18 protein-coding genes and 1 pseudogene are annotated in these 19,054 nt (G+C 39.3%); 10 read left to right on the plus strand and 9 right to left on the minus strand.

Annotation, left to right across the window (positions count from 1 at the left end; translation table 11 throughout):
• Window positions 1–500: IS982 family transposase (locus AC5YCE_RS10925; protein ID WP_496172056.1), on the plus strand; the 500-nt coding region annotated here is incomplete at its 5' end.
• A 162-nt stretch (window positions 501–662) separates the two neighbouring features.
• Here the strand turns inward: AC5YCE_RS10925 and AC5YCE_RS10930 are convergent.
• Window positions 663–1,034, minus strand: a pseudogene (locus AC5YCE_RS10930) (transposase family protein); the annotation flags it as partial.
• Between the two features lie 59 nt (window positions 1,035–1,093).
• Window positions 1,094–1,303, minus strand: coding sequence for a hypothetical protein (locus tag AC5YCE_RS10935; protein WP_496172057.1), 210 nt, complete (start codon window positions 1,301–1,303; stop codon window positions 1,094–1,096).
• A 362-nt stretch (window positions 1,304–1,665) separates the two neighbouring features.
• On the opposite strand from AC5YCE_RS10935, the gene AC5YCE_RS10940 reads away from it, so the two are divergent.
• The gene (locus AC5YCE_RS10940) at window positions 1,666–1,914 is read left to right on the plus strand and encodes a hypothetical protein (protein ID WP_496172091.1); all 249 of its coding nucleotides are present in this window, start codon (window positions 1,666–1,668) and stop codon (window positions 1,912–1,914) included.
• A 114-nt stretch (window positions 1,915–2,028) separates the two neighbouring features.
• Here the strand turns inward: AC5YCE_RS10940 and metK are convergent, their stop codons facing one another.
• Window positions 2,029–3,195 (minus strand): methionine adenosyltransferase, encoded by a 1,167-nt coding sequence (gene metK / locus AC5YCE_RS10945; RefSeq protein ID WP_496125888.1) that lies wholly within the window; start codon window positions 3,193–3,195, stop codon window positions 2,029–2,031.
• A 460-nt stretch (window positions 3,196–3,655) separates the two neighbouring features.
• Between metK and AC5YCE_RS10950 the strand changes: the two genes are divergently transcribed.
• The 5 genes from AC5YCE_RS10950 to AC5YCE_RS10970 all read left to right on the plus strand — a co-directional run bounded on the left by AC5YCE_RS10950 (window position 3,656) and on the right by AC5YCE_RS10970 (window position 8,734).
• Entirely contained in the window at window positions 3,656–4,813 is a 1,158-nt protein-coding gene (locus AC5YCE_RS10950; protein ID WP_496125889.1) for a GGDEF domain-containing protein, read from the plus strand.
• 186 nt (window positions 4,814–4,999) lie between these two features.
• Window positions 5,000–6,988, plus strand: a complete 1,989-nt coding sequence (tkt, locus tag AC5YCE_RS10955; protein ID WP_496172058.1) for a transketolase — start codon at window positions 5,000–5,002, stop codon at window positions 6,986–6,988.
• Window positions 6,989–7,182: 194 nt separating this feature from the next.
• The gene (locus AC5YCE_RS10960) at window positions 7,183–7,398 is read left to right on the plus strand and encodes a hypothetical protein (RefSeq protein ID WP_496125891.1); all 216 of its coding nucleotides are present in this window, start codon (window positions 7,183–7,185) and stop codon (window positions 7,396–7,398) included.
• 167 nt (window positions 7,399–7,565) lie between these two features.
• Window positions 7,566–8,015, plus strand: coding sequence for a GNAT family N-acetyltransferase (locus tag AC5YCE_RS10965; RefSeq protein ID WP_496172059.1), 450 nt, complete (start codon window positions 7,566–7,568; stop codon window positions 8,013–8,015).
• 131 nt (window positions 8,016–8,146) lie between these two features.
• Entirely contained in the window at window positions 8,147–8,734 is a 588-nt protein-coding gene (locus AC5YCE_RS10970) for a YceI family protein (RefSeq protein WP_496172060.1), read from the plus strand.
• 110 nt (window positions 8,735–8,844) lie between these two features.
• Here the strand turns inward: AC5YCE_RS10970 and AC5YCE_RS10975 are convergent, their stop codons facing one another.
• Window positions 8,845–9,468 (minus strand): LysE family transporter, encoded by a 624-nt coding sequence (locus AC5YCE_RS10975; protein ID WP_496172061.1) that lies wholly within the window; start codon window positions 9,466–9,468, stop codon window positions 8,845–8,847.
• 241 nt (window positions 9,469–9,709) lie between these two features.
• Window positions 9,710–10,426, minus strand: a complete 717-nt coding sequence (locus tag AC5YCE_RS10980) for a glutamine amidotransferase (RefSeq protein WP_496172062.1) — start codon at window positions 10,424–10,426, stop codon at window positions 9,710–9,712.
• Between the two features lie 205 nt (window positions 10,427–10,631).
• Here AC5YCE_RS10980 and AC5YCE_RS10985 point away from each other — a divergent pair, with 205 nt between their 5' ends.
• From AC5YCE_RS10985 to AC5YCE_RS10995, 3 genes are all read left to right on the plus strand, one after another.
• Entirely contained in the window at window positions 10,632–11,411 is a 780-nt protein-coding gene (locus AC5YCE_RS10985) for an SDR family oxidoreductase (RefSeq protein ID WP_496172063.1), read from the plus strand.
• Window positions 11,412–11,623: 212 nt separating this feature from the next.
• The gene (locus AC5YCE_RS10990; RefSeq protein ID WP_496172064.1) at window positions 11,624–12,223 is read left to right on the plus strand and encodes a 2-hydroxychromene-2-carboxylate isomerase; all 600 of its coding nucleotides are present in this window, start codon (window positions 11,624–11,626) and stop codon (window positions 12,221–12,223) included.
• Between the two features lie 185 nt (window positions 12,224–12,408).
• Complete coding sequence (locus tag AC5YCE_RS10995) at window positions 12,409–13,458, plus strand: NAD(P)-dependent alcohol dehydrogenase (protein ID WP_496172065.1); 1,050 nt, start codon at window positions 12,409–12,411, stop codon at window positions 13,456–13,458.
• A gap of 159 nt (window positions 13,459–13,617) precedes the next feature.
• Here AC5YCE_RS10995 and eutC read toward each other — a convergent pair whose 3' ends face one another.
• From eutC to exaC, 4 genes are all read right to left on the minus strand, one after another.
• Window positions 13,618–14,433, minus strand: coding sequence for an ethanolamine ammonia-lyase subunit EutC (gene eutC, locus AC5YCE_RS11000; protein WP_496125899.1), 816 nt, complete (start codon window positions 14,431–14,433; stop codon window positions 13,618–13,620).
• Window positions 14,434–14,442: 9 nt separating this feature from the next.
• Entirely contained in the window at window positions 14,443–15,825 is a 1,383-nt protein-coding gene (locus AC5YCE_RS11005) for an ethanolamine ammonia-lyase subunit EutB (protein WP_496172066.1), read from the minus strand.
• Window positions 15,826–15,851: 26 nt separating this feature from the next.
• A complete protein-coding gene (gene eat / locus AC5YCE_RS11010; protein WP_496172067.1) occupies window positions 15,852–17,291 on the minus strand; it encodes an ethanolamine permease in 1,440 nt (479 codons plus the stop codon).
• Between the two features lie 207 nt (window positions 17,292–17,498).
• A complete protein-coding gene (gene exaC / locus AC5YCE_RS11015; protein WP_496172068.1) occupies window positions 17,499–19,010 on the minus strand; it encodes an acetaldehyde dehydrogenase ExaC in 1,512 nt (503 codons plus the stop codon).
• Window positions 19,011–19,054: the final 44 nt, after the last annotated feature.

Consider the following 19,054-nt stretch of genomic DNA (forward strand, 5'->3'; position numbering starts at 1 on the left):
AACGTATTCAGCGTCATAAATCATTAGTCCAAATTGCATCACGTGGTAGAAGCTCAATGGGCTGGTTTTATGGCTGTAAATTACATATTGCGATGAATCAATTTGGTGAAATTGCTTGTTCTGCTTTATCGAATGGATATGTTGCTGACATAAAAATGGTTGAACAATTGGTTGCTGGTATAAAAGCAAAACTTTATGGGGATCGAGGTTACATCAGCCAAGAATTAAAAAGTAGGTTACAAGATCAAGGTATTGATTTGATTACTTATCATCGGAAGAACATGCGGTCTGTTGAGCTCAGTGTGCCAGATGAATATCACTTAAAACAGCGCAATAAAATAGAAACGTTATTCAGCCTATTGAAAGGTCAATACAATTTAGTGACGAGTGAAGCACGCAGTGTTCGTGGATTTCTCAGTGGAATTTACGCCTCGTTATGTGCATATCAATTAACCCATCGAAATAAGCCAACAATTCAAATTATTGATTCATCGGCTTAAGCAGGATTCGGGTTATATTAAACAGTTCACACGTTTTGGATTTATGCTGTGATTCTTTATAAAACTGCATGACTTTTTCGCGTAGATCGACAGAATATGTTTTTGGCATGATCCTAAATCTTAGTGTTTTTTCTATTGTAGCTCATATTGGATTTTTAGCTATATTGAACATTCTGTTGCATCAATAATAACCCAATTAAAGTGTTCATCTGCTGTGGTGATAGATCGTTTTGGAAGCGTAAAACGCCTTGATTTCATCAACGCATCCTCAACCTTTTTTATGGTTCGATTCACGTTACTCTCAGCAATATGATAATGCGCCGCCAATTCTAGCTGAGTGTTGTAGTTTCTTAAGTAATTGAGCGTTAACAACAATTGATCCTCAAGCGCTAATGTATGAGGACGCCCTGATTTCTTTTTAAGTGATTCTGCTTTTGCTAAAACCTCGACCATTTCAGTAAAAACTTGCCGAGGTACGCCAACCAAGCGTTTGAATTCAGAATCTGAAAAATGGTTTAATTTCTGATATCTCATGACATTTATATGGGGATAGTTTTTACTTTCGCAAGAGGTCTTTTGAGTTTGGATTTGACTTAAAGCGTATCGGGTTTTGAAGGATCAAAAGCCTTTATTGCAATCGCTGACTTTGAAACACGACCTGAATCATCTTGGTCAAAACCTTGTTTTTTATTATCCGAATATGAATTTGGATGAAGTGTGGTTTCTGTATTTTCAGAGCCTTGATAGGTTCGGCTGCGATTGGCACGCTCACGCAACCCCCCTTTTTTAATTAACTGAACCATTTTGAATCCCAAGCTTTATGTAAAAGTGTATTCTATAATAATTTATCATATTTGGAATCGAGAATTTATAATGACTCAATTTGAACGATCTTTAATTCAACTTGATTGTATTTATATTAATTAAATAATTAATTGAGATAAAATAAATAATTAATTTTTTGTTACGTTTAAAAGGTGGTCAGAATCGAGACCTAACCAACTTATGTTTATGAAATTTATAATTTAAATATTTTGATATTACTTATTGGTGGTTATTTATTAAAATATGGGTTGATAATGTATATTGTGTCTCATAAGATAATAAAAGCGTTAAAAAAATATAGATAAAACAAAAATAACGATCAAGCTGGGAGTAAGAAATGATGCACTATCAGTCTCACTGCGCGTGTTGCGAAAAGACAGTACAGTCTTCTGAGAAAGTTTGTCAAAGCTGTGGATCACAGAATATTCGAACCCCTTATGGATTTTGGATGTTTTGTATTTTTGCTTGTTTGATGGTTGCGATTGTTTTCAAAGTAGGGCAAATGTATTTACATGATCATCAAAATGTCCCTGTACAACATGGTTTTTTAAATGCGCTAGAGCAGGGTAATCAAAAAACGAGTCAATAATATCTAGCCAATTATAAAGCTTATAATTTTTGTTCCTTTGATTGTTCAAATTATGATTGGATATAAAAAGCCCACAACGTTGTGGGCTTTTTATATTAAATACTTACTCAAAAATTAGAGACCAGCAGAGGCGCGTAATGCTTCAACTTTGTCTGTTTTTTCCCAAGTAAATGCACTATCAGAACCTTCGCGACCAAAGTGACCGTAAGCAGCAGTTTGTTGATACATCGGTTGAATCAGATCAAGCATACGCGTGATACCGTATGGACGTAAGTCAAAGTGTTCACGAACTAACGCAATAATCAATTCTTCCGATACTTTAGCCGTGTTAAATGTATTGATCGAAATCGAAGTCGGTTCTGCAACACCAATGGCATATGACACTTGGATTTCACATTTATCTGCAAGACCAGCAGCCACAATGTTTTTTGCAACATAACGACCAGCATAAGCAGCGGAGCGGTCAACTTTCGATGGATCTTTACCAGAGAAAGCACCACCACCATGACGCGCCATACCGCCGTATGTATCAACGATGATTTTACGACCCGTTAAACCACAGTCACCTACAGGTCCACCAATCACAAACATACCTGTTGGGTTAATATGGAATTTAGTATTTGCATGGAACATTTCAGCAGGAATAACTTTCTTCACGATTTCTTCAATCACAGCTTCTTTTAATTGAGACTGAGAAATTGAAGGATCATGTTGAGTTGAAAGTACAACAGCATCTAAGCGAACAGGTTTGCCATTTTCATAAGCAAAAGTAACTTGGCTTTTTGCATCTGGACGTAACCAAGCTAAAGTACCTTGCTTGCGAAGCTGAGCTTGTTTTTCCATAAGACGATGCGCATATGAAATTGGAGCAGGCATCAGCACATCAGTTTCACGACTAGCGTAACCGAACATTAAACCTTGGTCACCCGCACCTTGATCTTCTGGCTTTTGACGGTCAACACCCTGAGCGATTTCAGGCGACTGTTTACCAATCATATTCAATACAGCACAAGTAGAGCCATCGAAGCCAAGATCGGAATGGTGATAACCGATACCATTGACAGTGTTACGAACAATCGCTTCAAAGTCGATATTTGCTGTTGTTGTGATTTCACCGGCAAGAACGACAGCACCTGTTTTTACAAGCGTTTCACAAGCAACCCGTGCATACGGGTCTTCTTTTAAGATTGCATCCAAGATAGCATCACTAATTTGATCAGCCATTTTATCTGGATGACCTTCGCTTACAGATTCTGAAGTAAATACAGCGTACTCGCGCATAAGTCCTATCACAGTTAAATTTAAAAGACGCAATATGGTACATCGAGTTAGACTTTTGGACTAGCTCAACCTGACTAAAAAGCATGAAATTATGTCAATTTATTGCCTTTTTAATTGATATGTACATCTATCAAACTGATAAAGGTCTGGAATAGGGCTATTCATACAATAAATGCATGAGCTACATACGAGTTAATACAAGAATAAATACCAGCTATGTCAAATCATCTATAAATGAGCAAACATTGAATGAGGATTCAATCTTTAGTAAAAAGTTGCAATTTTTTCACCATATTTATAAATAAAATCAAGTCTTAGGGTTAAAACTTTAACGAATTATTTGTTTGTTTTTTTGTATCAAATTGAGTGAATCTGCCCGCATTAGCCTTATATTAAGCAAATTGTTAAACAATACTAATAAATGTGCTTAGGCAGTTGGTCGTGAAGAGTCAAATATAAAATGTTAAAATCGTTACTGAGCTATGTGCATTGGTTTGTATTTGATTCAAAAATTTTAAATTGGAGTCAGGTTCATAAGTGTATTTTAGTGCTCGTTTTTTATCTTTTTATACGTGCATTATGGATCAGCTGGAAGGCATTTACATTACTTACTCCTGAAGTCCAGCAATTTGTAAATTTGGAAACTCTATATTTCCATCTTAACATTGAGATCGTTGAGTTTTTCTTTACACTACTTGTGGTTTTTATCTTATTACTGAGTCGTAATCAAGAGTGGGCACAACATTTTTTCCCCTATTTTTGTGCTGTTTTACTGATTAGCTCCATGGTATTTGATTGGTATTCTTCAGGCTTACTTGAAGCTGGGGCGGTTATCAATGCAATGAGTTTTATTTACTTATTGATTGTCTTATTTGATCGTAAGATGCTGATTTTTACACTTATCTATGCCATAGCTGTATTTGTATATTTCTTGTCTAGTGGAATCGTTAATGGTCAAGTTCAATATAAACCTTTGTTCAACATTGATCAGATCGGTTATCCCAATTTTAAAAATTCGTTTTGGTTGTGTAGTACTGTTTACTTTAGTGCACCACCTTTTTTACTCGGTGTATTTATTCTCAATACCATACTTACGCAATGGTCTGCACGTGAGTCTTATGTCACGCAACTCAGTCGTAAGGATGGTTTAACGTCTATTTATAACCGCCGTATGTTGAATGAGTTTTTATTGCAGCTCGATGAAACTGAATCGTCTGACCATCCTTATGCCATATTATTAATTGATTTAGATCATTTTAAGTCGGTTAATGATACCTACGGACATTTGATGGGAGATCGAATTTTAATCAGTGCAGCGAATACCTTAAAGCAAGTTATTCGAAGAAGTGATGTTTTGGGGCGATATGGTGGGGAAGAATTTTTAATTATTATTGAAAATACACATCCTTACGAAGTTCAGCGTTTAGCCGAGCGTTGTCGTTCAGCACTCGCTAGCCACCGCCATGCCGTAGATCCTATGAAATCCATATTCGTAACGTGTAGTATCGGTGTGGCATTTTCACATCCGAGTCAAAGTTCATTACAAGTGGTGAATGAAGCGGACCAGGCGCTCTATCAAGCTAAAACACGGGGTCGGAATCAAGTCAGCATTGCTTAAATTCATTTAAACTGAATATTCCACCTGTAGTATAATTTTAAACATCTTGTTTTTAACTATATTTGCCTCAATATAGGATAAATATACGTTTCTAGTCTTTACGCTGTCTCATTTTTTTACGACAATACGCGCAGTTTTGAATTTAATTCAACTTCCCACATTTTTAAATATATCGGATTCTGATCTATGACAACCCCGCTGAATGAACGTCGTGTTGCAAACGCAATTCGTGTACTCGCAATGGATGCTGTGCAAAAAGCAAACTCTGGACATCCAGGTGCTCCAATGGGGATGGCGGATATTGCTGATGTTGTATGGCGCGAATTCTTGAGTCACAACCCTACAAATCCAAATTGGGCGAACCGTGACCGTTTCGTGTTGTCTAATGGTCATGGTTCAATGCTTCACTATGCATTGTTACATTTGACTGGTTATGATCTTTCAATTGAAGATCTTAAATCTTTCCGTCAATTGCATTCTAAAACGCCTGGTCATCCAGAATTAGGTTATGCACCGGGTATTGAAACAACCACTGGTCCATTGGGTCAGGGCATTGCCAATGCTGTGGGTTTTGCACTTGCTGAAAAAACTTTAGCTGCACAATTCAACAAAGATGACATTAAAGTTGTTGATCATTTCACTTACTGTTTCTTAGGCGATGGTTGCTTAATGGAAGGTGTTTCTCACGAAGCATGTTCATTGGCGGGCACTTTAGGTTTGGGTAAACTTGTTGCTTACTACGACGACAACGGCATTTCAATTGACGGTGAAGTTGAAGGTTGGTTCTCTGACGATACAGAACAACGCTTCTTAGCTTACGGCTGGCAAGTGCTTAAAGTGGATGGTCATGATGCAGATGCATTACGTGCTGCAACTTTAGAAGCGAAAGCTGAAACGAATAAACCAACACTCATCATTTGTAAAACGATTATTGGTTTGGGTTCACCAAACAAACAAGGTAAAGAAGATTGCCACGGTGCTCCACTGGGTAATGACGAAATCACATTAACCCGTGCAGCTTTAGGTTGGACTGAAGGTCCGTTCGAAATTCCTGCTGATGTTTATAGCGCTTGGGATGCAAAAGAAAAAGGTCAACAGGCTGAAGCTGCTTGGAACGACACTTTTGCTGCATATGCTGCAAAATATCCAACTGAAGCGGCTGATCTTAAACGTCGTATGTCAGGTGAATTACCAAGCGATTTCATTGCGAAGGCAGATGCTTATATTGCTGAAGTAAATGCTAAAGCTGAAACAGTTGCGACACGTAAAGCGAGCCAAAATGCGATTCAAGCATTTGCGCCATTGTTGTCTGAAATCTTAGGTGGTTCTGCGGATCTTGCGGGTTCTAACTTAACGCTTTGGAAAGGTGCACAAGGCGTTCAAGACAATGCTGCAGGTAACTACGTTCATTACGGCGTACGTGAATTTGGTATGACAGCCATTGCCAACGGTGTAGCCCTTCACGGAGGTTTCATCCCTTATGTAGCAACATTCCTCATGTTTATGGAATATGCACGTAATGCAGTACGTATGTCTGCACTGATGAAACAGCGTGTGATTCATGTCTATACACACGACTCAATTGGTTTAGGTGAAGATGGTCCTACACATCAACCCGTGGAACAGATTGCATCTTTACGTGGTACACCGAACCTCAACACTTGGCGTCCATGTGACACGGTAGAAGCTGCAATTTCTTGGAAATCTGCACTGGTACGTAGTGAAGGTCCAACAGCCCTCATTTTCTCTCGTCAAAACTTACCGTTCCAAACGCGTACTGATGCTCAAATTGCAGATGTTGCGAAAGGTGGTTATGTATTGGCTAAAGAAAAAGGCGAGTTAAAAGCCATTATCATTGCGACAGGTTCTGAAGTATCGCTTGCAATGGATGCGTATGCACAACTTGATGGTGTGCGTGTTGTTTCTATGCCATGTGCTGAAGAATTTGTGAAACAAGATGTGGCTTATCGTGAAGCAGTTCTTCCATCGAATATTCGTGCACGTGTTGCTGTAGAAGCGGCGCATGTTGATTACTGGTGGAAATTTGTGGGTTTAGATGGTCGTGTGATTGGTATGACGACTTATGGTGAATCTGCACCTGCAAAAGACTTATACCAACACTTTGGTATTACGACTGAAGCTGTAGTGGCTGCTGTAAAAGAAATTATTGCTTAATCATTAACATTAAGCCAGTGGAAAAGCGCTCCATACGGAGCGTTTTTTTTATTAAGAGGATTTAAGCAGAATATCAAATGTTGCTATTAAGATTGGAATAATCTGCTTAATTTTCTGATTCGGGCGTATAATATGCACGCCGAATCATTCGGAAAACATTTTAGTGTGGTTTTTAAGATCACAAGTGAGGAAATATGAGCCTGTATAACCAGATTAGTGATGAAATTACCTTAATGGATGCGGGTGAAGAGAAGTGGATCGGTCAGGATCTACCTTTAGAGAGCATGGTTGCAGTGGTTTTACTTCTTAAAGATATGGAAGAAGATAAAATCATTAAAGTACGTCGTCAAAACCGCGAGACAACGTCAGGTCGTAAACAAGTCGATCGCGTTTTGGTAAAAAAACTATAAGATTGTTTTTAATCTTTATCGTCACGCAAGGTCATATTTTATCAGGGATATGGCCTTTTTTAGGTTTAAATGAATAATACTTTTAATAAAATGGGGTACAACAACAATCGCTTTAAGTTGAGTTTTCATTTATAAAATGATGAGATTTAAATGAGACTCTATATTTCATGAAACATAATATTCAAATCAAACCGCTCATGTCAGAACAATATCAAGAATGGCTTCATCTCTGGAAAGCCTATCAGACATTTTATCAGGCAGATATTTCTGAGCCAATCACCGCCAACACATGGGAAAAATTGATCGATCAGGAACAGCAGCATATCTATGGTTTTGCTGCGTTTAAGGATGATCAAGTGGTCGGTATTGTGCATATTATTGAGCATGATAGTTGTTGGACGATTCAGCCTTATGCCTATTTACAAGATTTATATGTAAATGAAAATTTTAGAAATCAGGGTATTGCACGACACTTGATTGAGTATGCTCAGCAAGTGACCAATCAGAGAGGTTGTGATCGGTTGTATTGGTTGACTCATGAGTCAAATGAAACAGCACAGCTTTTGTATGATCGAATCGCACGTAAGACTGGATTTATTCAATATCGTTGTCCTTAACTCCATCATAACTACAATATAAAAAATTACATTTTTATCGTTCTACCCATGCAACAAACCGTTTTATGTTTAAGGGTGCAATCATTTAAAAACTCTATAGACTAAAATGAATCATTAAAGCGAGAAAAAACATGAATTTTAAAACATTAGCATTAGGCTTAACCGTTGCTTCAGTTGCAACTTTTTCGGTAGCAAAATCAGTTGATTATAAAATCGATCCAACACATACCGCGACAGTATTTACTTGGAATCACTTTGGTTTCTCTACACCATCGGCTAATTTCAGCGATATTCAAGGTACAATTTCAGTAGACAATGCAAAACCTGCAAATTCTTCTGTGAATGTAACAATTCCATTGACGAGCCTAAATACCAACGTAAAAGCACTCGATGAGCATTTGTTAAAAGCTGATTTTTTTGATGCAGAGAAATACCCAAATATCACGTTCAAAAGCACAAAAGTTCAAGCGATCAGTAAAACCAAATACAAAATCACGGGTGATTTAACGATTAAAAATGTGACCAAACCTGTGGTGCTTGATGCTGTTTTAAATAAACAAGCTGTGCATCCAATGAGCAAAGCGGAAACGATTGGTTTTAATGCAACAACGAGTTTTGATCGTTCAGCATTTGGTGTCGGTGCTTATGTTCCAAATGTCGGTGATAAAATTACTGTAAATATCACCACTGAAGCATCTGTTCCAACTGAGAAAAAATAATTTGATTAATGACTGACGCATCGTTTAATCAATCTAAAAAGCACCTGAGGGTGCTTTTTAGATTCTGATGCTATTGTTAGTCTCAGTATAAAGCTTAATCAGTATAAATATTAATCACGATTTAGAATCAGTAAACATCCAAAGCTGATAAAAATGCCACCTGTGATGGCATCAATTTTTTTACTGAACTTTTGATAATACGCATTTACTTTAGTTGCTGAAAATAGATAAGCCACCAATGCAAACCAAATTAAGCTTTCAATAAAAACCAATGCCAATAAAGAGCTTTGTTGAAACAGGCTCACATCAGTATTGACTGCAATGGCAAAGACACTACTAAAATAAACCAATGCTTTAGGGTTCGCCATATTGGTCAGAAAACCTTGGATGAGAAGTTTGGCATAAGATTTTTCAGTATGTGGTTTCTCTTCAATAAGTATCACATCGGATTTTTTACACGCTGATTTCAACAATTGAAGACCTAGATAAAATAAGTAGAGACCACCACAAATCATCAATACCTGTTGAAGCCATGCCATTTTTTGGAATAGATAGTGAAGACCACTTATTGCACACAGAGCCCAAACTAAAATGCTCAGCGAAATACCTAAAGCAGCAAATAATGCATGCGTTCGGGACTGGCGCACAGCACTTTGAGTCACATAAAAGAAATCAGGGCCGGGGCTAATTAATGCGAAAAGATGAATAATGGCAATACTAATCAGAGGCGTCATATTATGCTTATCTCGAAATTTAAATTGATATTAGTTGAATTTTAAAGTGAGCAAAACACAACTTTAGAAGGCTTAAAATTCAAGACGCATTTTATTTGACCTAAATGCATTGAAAGTGTGGAGTCTTTAAAAGCCAGCAAATTTATGCGTGAAAATTAATGAAAATGCCTGCGTTGACAGGCACGTTATTCTAACAATTCGGCAATCTGATTCGGGGCCAAATTTTATTGTTAAAAGGCTCTTAAGCTATTTGAAGTTGTTGCATAAAATGACGAAGAATCAAATCGGCAACATCCTCAAGTTGATCAGCATATTGTTGATTGTCACTACGTAGTCTGTGAATATCAATTTTTGCATGGCGTAATTCGCAGGTGTGTCCAATTAACCATTTTTCTAAACTTTCAGCAGCCACTTCGATGTGGAATTGCAAAGCCAAAATATTGCTGCCCACTTGAAATGCTTGATTACTATAAACTTGAGAACTTGCTAATAAAGTCGCTTGTTCAGGGAGATCAAAAGTATCACCATGCCAATGCAGAACATGTGTATCAGCTAAGGGCTTGAGCACATTATTGGTTGCAAGGCGAATTTCTAAAGGACTCCAACCGATTTCTTTTTGATGACCTGCATAAACTTTCGCACCCAAGGCATGCGCAATCAGCTGAGCCCCTAAACAAATCCCTAAAGTCGGCAATTTTTTCTCTAAACGAACTTTAAGTAAGTCAATTTCTTGTTGTAAGAAAGGGTAGTCAGCTGCTTCATAAACGCCGATTGGACCACCTAAGATAATTGTCAGCCCTTCATAATCTAGAGCTTTAGTTAAGTCATCAATACCTGCCTCAAAATAACGAACCCGAAAACCAAGTTGATAAAAGACATCTTCAAGTGAGCCTAGATCTTCAAATGCAAGGTGTTGAATGGCATAGATCGTTTTTGGAAGGTGTGCAAAAGCAGTCATTGTCTAATTTGAATCGTACAAAATATATCAAGCACTTTAAGCTCAATTGAAACAAAAAAGAATGATTATTTTGTGAAATAAACCGTAATTTAAGGTGTAATCAAAGTATTTCTAAAGTGAATCATCCGCTTGGCAAATAACTTTGACTGATCGAGTCATCCCTCATAAGATCTAGATAAGTTCAAATAATAAAGAGTCGAAGGAAATGCAAAAAAGAGACAAGGAATCAGACGCGATTGATCGTAATTCTAAAGACCATCATTCAAATAAAGTTGCACTTGTGATTGGTGCAGGAGATGCAACAGGTGGAGAAATTGCAAAACGGTTTGCTCGCGGTGGTTATATTGCCTGTATGACGCGTCGTAATGCAGATAAATTACAGCCTTTGATCGAATCGATTGAACACGAAGGTGGGCGTGCATTTGGATTTGCATCGGATGCACGTAAAGAAGAACAAGTAATCGAACTGATTGAACAGATTGAATCTGAGATTGGCCCGATTGAAGTCATGGTGTTTAATATTGGAGCAAATGTGCCTTGTAGCATACTAGAAGAAACAGCACGTAAATATTTTAAGATTTGGGAAATGGCATGCTTTGGTGCATTTCTCACAGGTCGTGAAACTGCGAAACGAATGGTGCAACGTGAGCGTGGCACCATCATCTTTACAGGTGCAACAGCAGGTATTCGAGGTTCGGCTTATTTTGCTGCATTTGCAGGGGCGAAACATGCACTCCGTGCATTGGCTCAAAGTATGGCAAGGGAATTAGGTTCTCGAAATGTTCATGTTGCGCATGTGGTAATCGATGGTGCAATAGACACTGCTTTTATCAAAGACAGTTTTCCTGCCCTTTATGAAAAGAAAGAGCAGGATGGCATATTAAATCCAGAACATATCGCAGAAAATTATTGGCATATCGCGCATCAACCGCGGGATGCATGGACGCATGAATTAGATCTGAGACCCTGGAATGAAAAATGGTAATGTTTAAAGTTGCCTAAGTCGTGTTTATTTGATTTGCTGATCAGGTATCGGACTTATTTTTAGTTCTCAATATAGAGCTAAAAAAGAATGGGAATATAAAGAGCTACAGAAGAAGCGTCATAAAAGAAAAATATCTCAACTGAATATGGAAAATGACACTCACATAAGTGATTCCGATAACAAGTTGGATTAATGATTTAAGGAAATGAACAATGAAAATCGTTGAGTTTTATTTTGATTTGGGTAGTCCCTATAGTTATATCGGCTTTTATCAGCTACAAAAAATTGCTGAGCAGCAGCATGCTGAAATTATCTATAAACCGATGCTTTTGGGCGCAGTATTTAAAGCAACAGGGAATAGCAGTCCAATTATGGTTCCTGCCAAAGCACAATATGCCATGATTGATTTACGCCGTTGGTCAAAGCTTTGGAATATTCCTTTTAAGATGAATCCTAATTTCCCGATCAATACACTACCTGTCATGCGCTTAGTCACAGCAGTAAAATTATTTGCACCTGAACAATTTCACCAAGTATTAACAGGACTTTTTGATGCCATGTTTGCTCATCCACGAAATCTGAATGATCGAGATGAGTTAATCCAAGTGGCTACAATCCATGGCTTAGATGAAGCAAAAGTGAAGTTGTGGCTGGATGATGAAAAAGTGAAGAATGAGCTTAAATTTATCACTGAGGAAGCGATTGAGCGTGGTTTGTTTGGCGCACCAAGTTTTATTGTCAAAGATGAATTATATTGGGGTGTTGATCATCTACACTTTGTTGAAACTGCACTGAGTAATGTAAATACTTAGTATGATTTATATGTTCAGTAGCTCATTTTAAGGTGCTATGTTTTTCTAAACGTTTTAGCTAGAAATTCAGATAGAAATATTACGAATGATTTAATGATCTCATGATTCATCGCATTACTTAACTGTAAATGATTAAGCCCAAAATAGAATTTCAATTCAAAATAACTACCCAAAAGGAAGCGAAAATGACACAACACGTTTTAGCCTATGCTGCACTGGATGCACAAAGTCCATTGGTTCCTTTTAAATTTGAACGACGTCAGTCACGCCCTGATGATGTGATCATTGATGTTGAATATTGTGGCGTGTGCCATTCAGATTTACACCAAGCACGCAATGACTGGGGCTTTAGTCGTTATCCGATTGTTCCAGGGCATGAAGTGATCGGTCGAGTCAAAAGTATTGGCAATGCTGTGACTAAATTTAAAGTCGGTGATTTGGTTGGTATTGGTTGTATGGTGGATTCGTGCCGTACCTGTTCGGCTTGTCATGATGGTTTAGAACAATACTGCGAACAGGGCAATACAGGCACCTACGGCAGTTTAGATCGCCACGATCAAAGTGTGACCTATGGTGGATATTCGCAAACCATTATTTGCAGTCAAGATTTTGTGCTGAAAGTGCCTGAAAACTTAGATACCAAAGCAGTCGCACCAATTTTATGTGCAGGGATTACCACATGGTCGCCATTACGTCACTGGAAGGTTGGACCTAAATCAAAAGTCGCTGTCATCGGGCTAGGTGGACTGGGACATATGGCGATTAAACTCGCGCATGCCTTGGGTGCAGAAGTAACCCTTTTTACTCGCTCACCAAATAAAGAACAAGATGGCAAAGATTTAGGTGCTGATCATGTGGTGCTTTCAACAGATAAAAGTCAAATGAAAGCGGTCAAAAATCAATATGATTTGATTATTGATACGGTTCCTTATGACCATGATTTAAAGCCCTATATTCCAACATTGGCATTGAGTGGAACATTGGTACTTGTGGGATATTTAGGTGAGTTCTCAACCCATTCTGTACCGATGATCATGGGGCGTAAATCAATCGCAGGCTCGGTGATTGGCGGTATTCAGGAAACGCAAGAGTTGTTGGATTTTTGTGGTGAGCACAATATTGTGTCTGATGTGGAAATAATTGATATGCAAAATATCAATAACGCTTTTGAGCGTATGCTGAAAAGTGATGTGAAATATCGTTTTGTGATTGATTTAAAATCCCTAAAAGATTGATGCACGCTTTATAAAAATCCCTGACGATCAGGGATTTTTTTATTTCATGGTAGGAGTTTTATAGAGGTATTTTATAGACGTATTTTATAGACGTTTTTATAGACGTTTTTATAGACTTGATTGGACTATGATGATTGAAAATAATCAGGCTTAAGCATTTTAAAATAATCTTTTCTGGCTAGCAGATACGTCTAAAACTTCAATTTCATGATCATCTTTGAGCTTTACACCAGAATAGCCTAAGCTTTTTGATTTTCTCATCAAATTCATCAGTCGCTGGGTCGCAATCGGAATGCTTAAACCCGCAGGTCGAACGTTAGAAATACAATTTCGTTTCGAGTCTAAATCTCCTGATTTTGCGCCAAAAGTATAGTAAATCCCTAGGCTGTCAGGGGAGCTTAAACCGGGGCGTTCTCCAATGAGCATGATCAGCATTTTGGCTTTTAAAAGTTCACAAACCTGATCACCCAGTGCAACACGACTGCCTGTTGCAATCACGATGGGCGCAATTGTCCAATTTTCCTGTTTTATCTCAAGCTGTAATGACTGGATCAGTTTAAATGCATTTTCTTCAATTGCGAGAGCAGACAAGCCATCGCCAACCACAATACACACATCAAAGGCTGTGGCATGTTGATGCTGATATTGGGTGAGGACTTCAACGGAATCTTGAGCCAATACACGTCCTAGGTCTGGTCGTTTTAAATAGGCTTGTTTGTCTTCAGCTTGGCTTTTAACCGCAACAGTTTCTAGTCCGAGGCTTTGAATTTGTGCTGTTAATGATGCCACGTCAAGCGCTTGATAGACTGCATCGCGCGCTTGAGCATGTGCCAATTGGAATTCGAGCATCGGACGAGTTGGAATGCTAGAACCTGCACGACCAATGGCGATGCGTGCATCGGTAAACTGTTTAAGTTTTTCCCACTCATCCTGATGAAATGACGGATTAAAAAGATCATTTGGAATAAGGTTCATATGTTGCTCCTATGCCAACAGTCTTGAAAATTGTGAAGGCATTTTCTCTGCCCATTCAATACGTTGATGATGTTGTTTGAAAATGCCTTGCTGTGTAAGCCATTGATCAAATTCAGGTGCGGGTTTAAGCCCTAACAACTGTCTAAGATACAGCGCATCATGAAATGACGTGGTTTGATAGTTCAACATGACATCATCTGAACCCGGTATCCCCATAATGAAGTTTAGGCCTGCTGTGCCAAACAGGGTGAGCAGCACGTCCATATCATTCTGATCGGCATCAGCATGATTGGTATAGCAAATATCACAGCCCATCGGTAAGCCCAGTAATTTGCCACAGAAGTGATCTTCTAATCCTGCACGAATGATTTGTTTGCCGTTGTATAAATATTCAGGACCAATAAATCCGACCACGGTATTCACCAATAAGGGATTAAATTTACGTGCAACAGCATAAGCTCGAGCTTCAATGGTTTGTTGATCTACGCCGTGATGTGCATTGCTAGACAGTGCGCTGCCTTGCCCAGTTTCAAAATACATGACATTTTGCCCGACCGTTCCACGCTTCAATGCTAAGGTCGCTTCATATCCTTCTTGCAATAGCGCTAAATTAATACCGAATCCATCGTTGGCCAGCTGTGTTCCTGCAATCGATTGAAACATCAGATCGATAGGCACATTTTTTTCAGCCAGTTGAATCCCTGAGCTGATATGCGTTAAAACACAGGATTGGGTGGGGATTTGATACTCTTGAATCACATGATCCATCAGTTTTAACAGCTCAGATAAATTCTGTAAATTATCTGTAGCAGGGTTGATTCCAATCACCGCATCTCCATTGCCATACATCAAGCCATCCAAAATACTGGCGGAAATACCGAGTAGGTCATCGGTGGGATGATTGGGTTGTAAGCGCGTGGAGAGGTGACCTTTTAACCCAATGGTATTACGAAATTTCGTCACCACTTCACATTTGCTCGGCACCAAGATCAAGTCTTGATTGCGCATGATTTTACTGACTGCAGCGACCATTTCAGGGGTTAAACCCATCGAAAGCTTTTGCAACTTTTCCGTGGTTGCATCACTACTTAATAGCCAATTACGAAAATCTCCCACGGTAAAATGTGAAATCGGTGCAAATAAATCTGCCCGATGATCATCAATAATCAAACGTGTGATTTCATCTTGCTCGTATGGGATCAATGACTCATTTAGAAATGTTTTCAGTGGAACATCGGCTAAAGCCATTTGAGCAGCCACACGTTCTGTCGCATTTTCTGCTGCAACCCCTGCAAGTTCATCACCTGAACGCAGCGGTGTTGCTTTGGCCATCAGTGTTTTTAAATCTGAAAATACATAATGTTGATGACCGATTAAGGTTTTGTACGTCATAAAACGATCCTCTTGGAGCTGTTTTTTTAAAGCTCTTGTTCTGCTTTACGGATATTTTCAAACTCTTGTTCTGGCGTTCCAGCAACCAAATGGTGACGACTATAGAAAATGAAGTAGGCAATAAATAGAACATAAATCCCAGCGGCCATGAACCACACCTTCGGATTCACCAAGAAACCTGCAATGACTGCAATTGCTGCTAAAACCAGGGCAATACTGGAAGTAACAACACCACCAGGTGTTTTATAGGGGCGGTGCATATCAGGACGGCTTATGCGTAATTTGATATGCGAGAGCATCATCAGCACATAAGAAATGGTTGCACCAAACACCGCCATTAAAATAAGTAAGTCACCTTCGCCAGTGAGGGATAAACCAAAACCGATGATGCCGGGAATGATAATCGCTAGGTAAGGGGTTTTATTTTTATTGGTGAGTGATAGTGATGTGGGTAGGTAACCTGCACGAGACAAGGCAAAGATTTGACGCGAATAGGCATAAATGATCGAGAAGAAACTTGCCACTAGACCTGCAAGTCCGACAAAATTTACAAAACTGGCTAACCATGTATGTTGCCCATAGACTGCAACTAAGGCATCAACCAGTGGGGCGCCTGAATCTTTCAATAAGTTGGCACCTGCAGCACCGACGCCTAAGACTAAAATCAGAATCGCAAAGGTCGCAAGAATCAGCATGGAACCGATGAGTCCACGGGGTAAAGATTTGGTCGGATCTTTGGCTTCTTCAGCGGCAAGAGGCACACCTTCGACCGCCAAGAAGAACCAAATCGCATAAGGTACAGCTGCCCAGATTCCCATATAACCAAGAGGCAGAAATGCACTTGCACCTGCTTTGTCACTAGAGACCGCAATATCAAATAAATTTGCACTGTTAAAATGTGGAATCATGGCGATGATGAAGACAAACAATGCGACAGCAGCGATTGCTGTAATCACAAACATAATTTTTAAAGCTTCGCCTGCACCTTTTAAGTGAATGGCCATAAAGATGAGATAACAGGCTAAATAAATTTTCCAACCGCCTATCCCAAATAAGCTTTCACAATATGCCCCAATGAAGCAGGCAATCGCCGCAGGAGCAATCGCATATTCGATCAGAATTGCGGTACCGGTGAGGTAACCACCAAAGGGCCCGAAAGCTGTTCGTGCGAAACTATATCCACCGCCAGCCGTGGGTAGCATCGTCGACATTTCTGACATAGACAAGCACATGCACAGGTACATGATGGCAACCACGACGGTCGCGATAAACATGCCACCCCAGCCACCTTGGGCTAAACCGAAGTTCCAACCTGCAAAATCACCAGATATGACATATGCCACACCGAGACCAACCAATAACAGCCAGCCTACAGCGCCTTGTTTAAGTTGTCGTTTTTCAAAATATTGCTGTTGTGGAGAATGGGATGTCGAAGTAGGTGTTCTGTCATTATTAATTTCACTCATCATGAGCTCCAAAATATTATTTTGATTGATCTGCTGAGGAATGCAATTTAGATACCAGCGTCAGACCGAACTTCCCTGAAATGACTTAACTGAAATAATATTTTTTATTGTTTTATAATTGTAATGATGAAAATATTCGAATCATGATCAATTTTTTTGTCGCTTAAAAGCCAATTACGACCTCGAAAGGTCGTAATTGAGAATGTCTTAGAAGAAGCCCATGGCTTTGGTTGAATAACTCACCAACAAGTTTTTGGTTTGTTGGTAATGATCCAGCATCATTTTATGGTTTTCACGTCCAATGCCTGATTTCTTATAACCGCCAAAGGCAGCATGGGCAGGGTAGATGTGATAACAATTGGTCCAAACTCGACCAGCCTGAATCGCACGACCAGCACGATAAGACGTATGCGCCGAACGTGACCAAACACCCGCACCTAGACCATAAATGGTGTCATTGGCGATCTTAATCGCATCATCAAAGTCTTTAAATGTGGCAACCGCAAGTACCGGTCCAAAAATTTCTTCTTGGAAGGTTTTCATGTCATTGGTACCTTTGAAAATCGTCGGTTCAATATAGAAACCACCATTTACATCATGACGTTCTTCACCACCTGTAAGGATTTTCGCGCCTTCCTGACGACCTGTCGCAATACAACCCAAGATTTTGTCTTGCTGTTCTTGAGATGCTTGAGCACCAATCATGGTTTCAGTATCCAGTGGGTGACCTGTTTTGATGCGCTTCACACGTTCAACCGCCATTTCTAAGAATTTGTCTGCAATGCTTTCTTGGACAAGGGCACGTGATGGACAAGTACAAATTTCACCTTGGTTTAAGGCGAACATGGCAAAACCTTCAAGCGCTTTGTCCAAGAATTCGTCATCTTTGTCCATAATGTCTTCAAAGAAGATATTAGGTGATTTACCCCCCAACTCTAAAGTCACTGGAATGATGTTTTCAGTCGCATATTGCATAATCATTTGACCAACGGCCGTTGATCCCGTGAAGGCAATTTTTGAAATACGCGGATTGGTTGCCAGTGGACGACCGACTTCTACGCCATAACCATTGACGATATTTAAAACACCAGGTGGTAAAATATCTTGGATTAATTCTGCAAGAACTAAAATACTGACAGGCGTTTGTTCAGCGGGTTTAAGGACAATACAGTTACCTGCGGCTAATGCAGGCGCAAGCTTCCAAGCCGCCATCAGAATGGGGAAATTCCATGGAATGATTTGACCGACCACACCTAAAGGCTCATGGAAATGGTAAGCAATGGTGTCGTCATCAATCTCAGAAATACCGCCTTCTTGAGCGCGGATACAGCCTGCAAAATATCTGAAATGATCAATGGTTAGTGGAATATCTGCTGCAAGTGTTTCACGGATCGGTTTACCGTTATCCCACGTTTCAGCAACAGCCAATAATTCTAAATTTTCTTCTAAACGATCAGCGATTTTCAGCAGGATATTTGAACGTACAGTGGTCGATGTTTTCCCCCATGCTTCTTTGGCTTGATGTGCAGCATCGAGTGCAAGTTCGATATCTTCAACTGACGAGCGTGGAACTTTCGTAAAGACGTTACCATCGACGGGTGAAATATTTTCAAAATATTCACCTTTGACTGGGGCTACCCATTTGCCACCGATAAAATTGTCGTATTGTGTTTTAAATTGGACTTTTGAACCGGGTTGGTTCGGATCGACATAGCGCATGTGAGTTCTTCCTTTGCTTATAGAGTTTATTGAGTGCATCTACA

The sequence above is a fragment of the Acinetobacter sp. CY79 genome (genome assembly GCF_059515845.1).

Coding starts and splice junctions, on each gene's coding strand:
- AC5YCE_RS10935 (WP_496172057.1), bottom strand. CDS start 1,303: ATGGTTCAGTTAATTAAAAAAGGGGGGTTGCGTGAGCGTGCCAATCGC.
- AC5YCE_RS10940 (WP_496172091.1), top strand. CDS start 1,666: ATGCACTATCAGTCTCACTGCGCGTGTTGCGAAAAGACAGTACAGTCT.
- metK (WP_496125888.1), bottom strand. CDS start 3,195: ATGCGCGAGTACGCTGTATTTACTTCAGAATCTGTAAGCGAAGGTCAT.
- AC5YCE_RS10950 (WP_496125889.1), top strand. CDS start 3,656: ATGTTAAAATCGTTACTGAGCTATGTGCATTGGTTTGTATTTGATTCA.
- tkt (WP_496172058.1), top strand. CDS start 5,000: ATGACAACCCCGCTGAATGAACGTCGTGTTGCAAACGCAATTCGTGTA.
- AC5YCE_RS10960 (WP_496125891.1), top strand. CDS start 7,183: ATGAGCCTGTATAACCAGATTAGTGATGAAATTACCTTAATGGATGCG.
- AC5YCE_RS10965 (WP_496172059.1), top strand. CDS start 7,566: ATGAAACATAATATTCAAATCAAACCGCTCATGTCAGAACAATATCAA.
- AC5YCE_RS10970 (WP_496172060.1), top strand. CDS start 8,147: ATGAATTTTAAAACATTAGCATTAGGCTTAACCGTTGCTTCAGTTGCA.
- AC5YCE_RS10975 (WP_496172061.1), bottom strand. CDS start 9,468: ATGACGCCTCTGATTAGTATTGCCATTATTCATCTTTTCGCATTAATT.
- AC5YCE_RS10980 (WP_496172062.1), bottom strand. CDS start 10,426: ATGACTGCTTTTGCACACCTTCCAAAAACGATCTATGCCATTCAACAC.
- AC5YCE_RS10985 (WP_496172063.1), top strand. CDS start 10,632: ATGCAAAAAAGAGACAAGGAATCAGACGCGATTGATCGTAATTCTAAA.
- AC5YCE_RS10990 (WP_496172064.1), top strand. CDS start 11,624: ATGAAAATCGTTGAGTTTTATTTTGATTTGGGTAGTCCCTATAGTTAT.
- AC5YCE_RS10995 (WP_496172065.1), top strand. CDS start 12,409: ATGACACAACACGTTTTAGCCTATGCTGCACTGGATGCACAAAGTCCA.
- eutC (WP_496125899.1), bottom strand. CDS start 14,433: ATGAACCTTATTCCAAATGATCTTTTTAATCCGTCATTTCATCAGGAT.
- AC5YCE_RS11005 (WP_496172066.1), bottom strand. CDS start 15,825: ATGACGTACAAAACCTTAATCGGTCATCAACATTATGTATTTTCAGAT.
- eat (WP_496172067.1), bottom strand. CDS start 17,291: ATGAGTGAAATTAATAATGACAGAACACCTACTTCGACATCCCATTCT.
- exaC (WP_496172068.1), bottom strand. CDS start 19,010: ATGCGCTATGTCGATCCGAACCAACCCGGTTCAAAAGTCCAATTTAAA.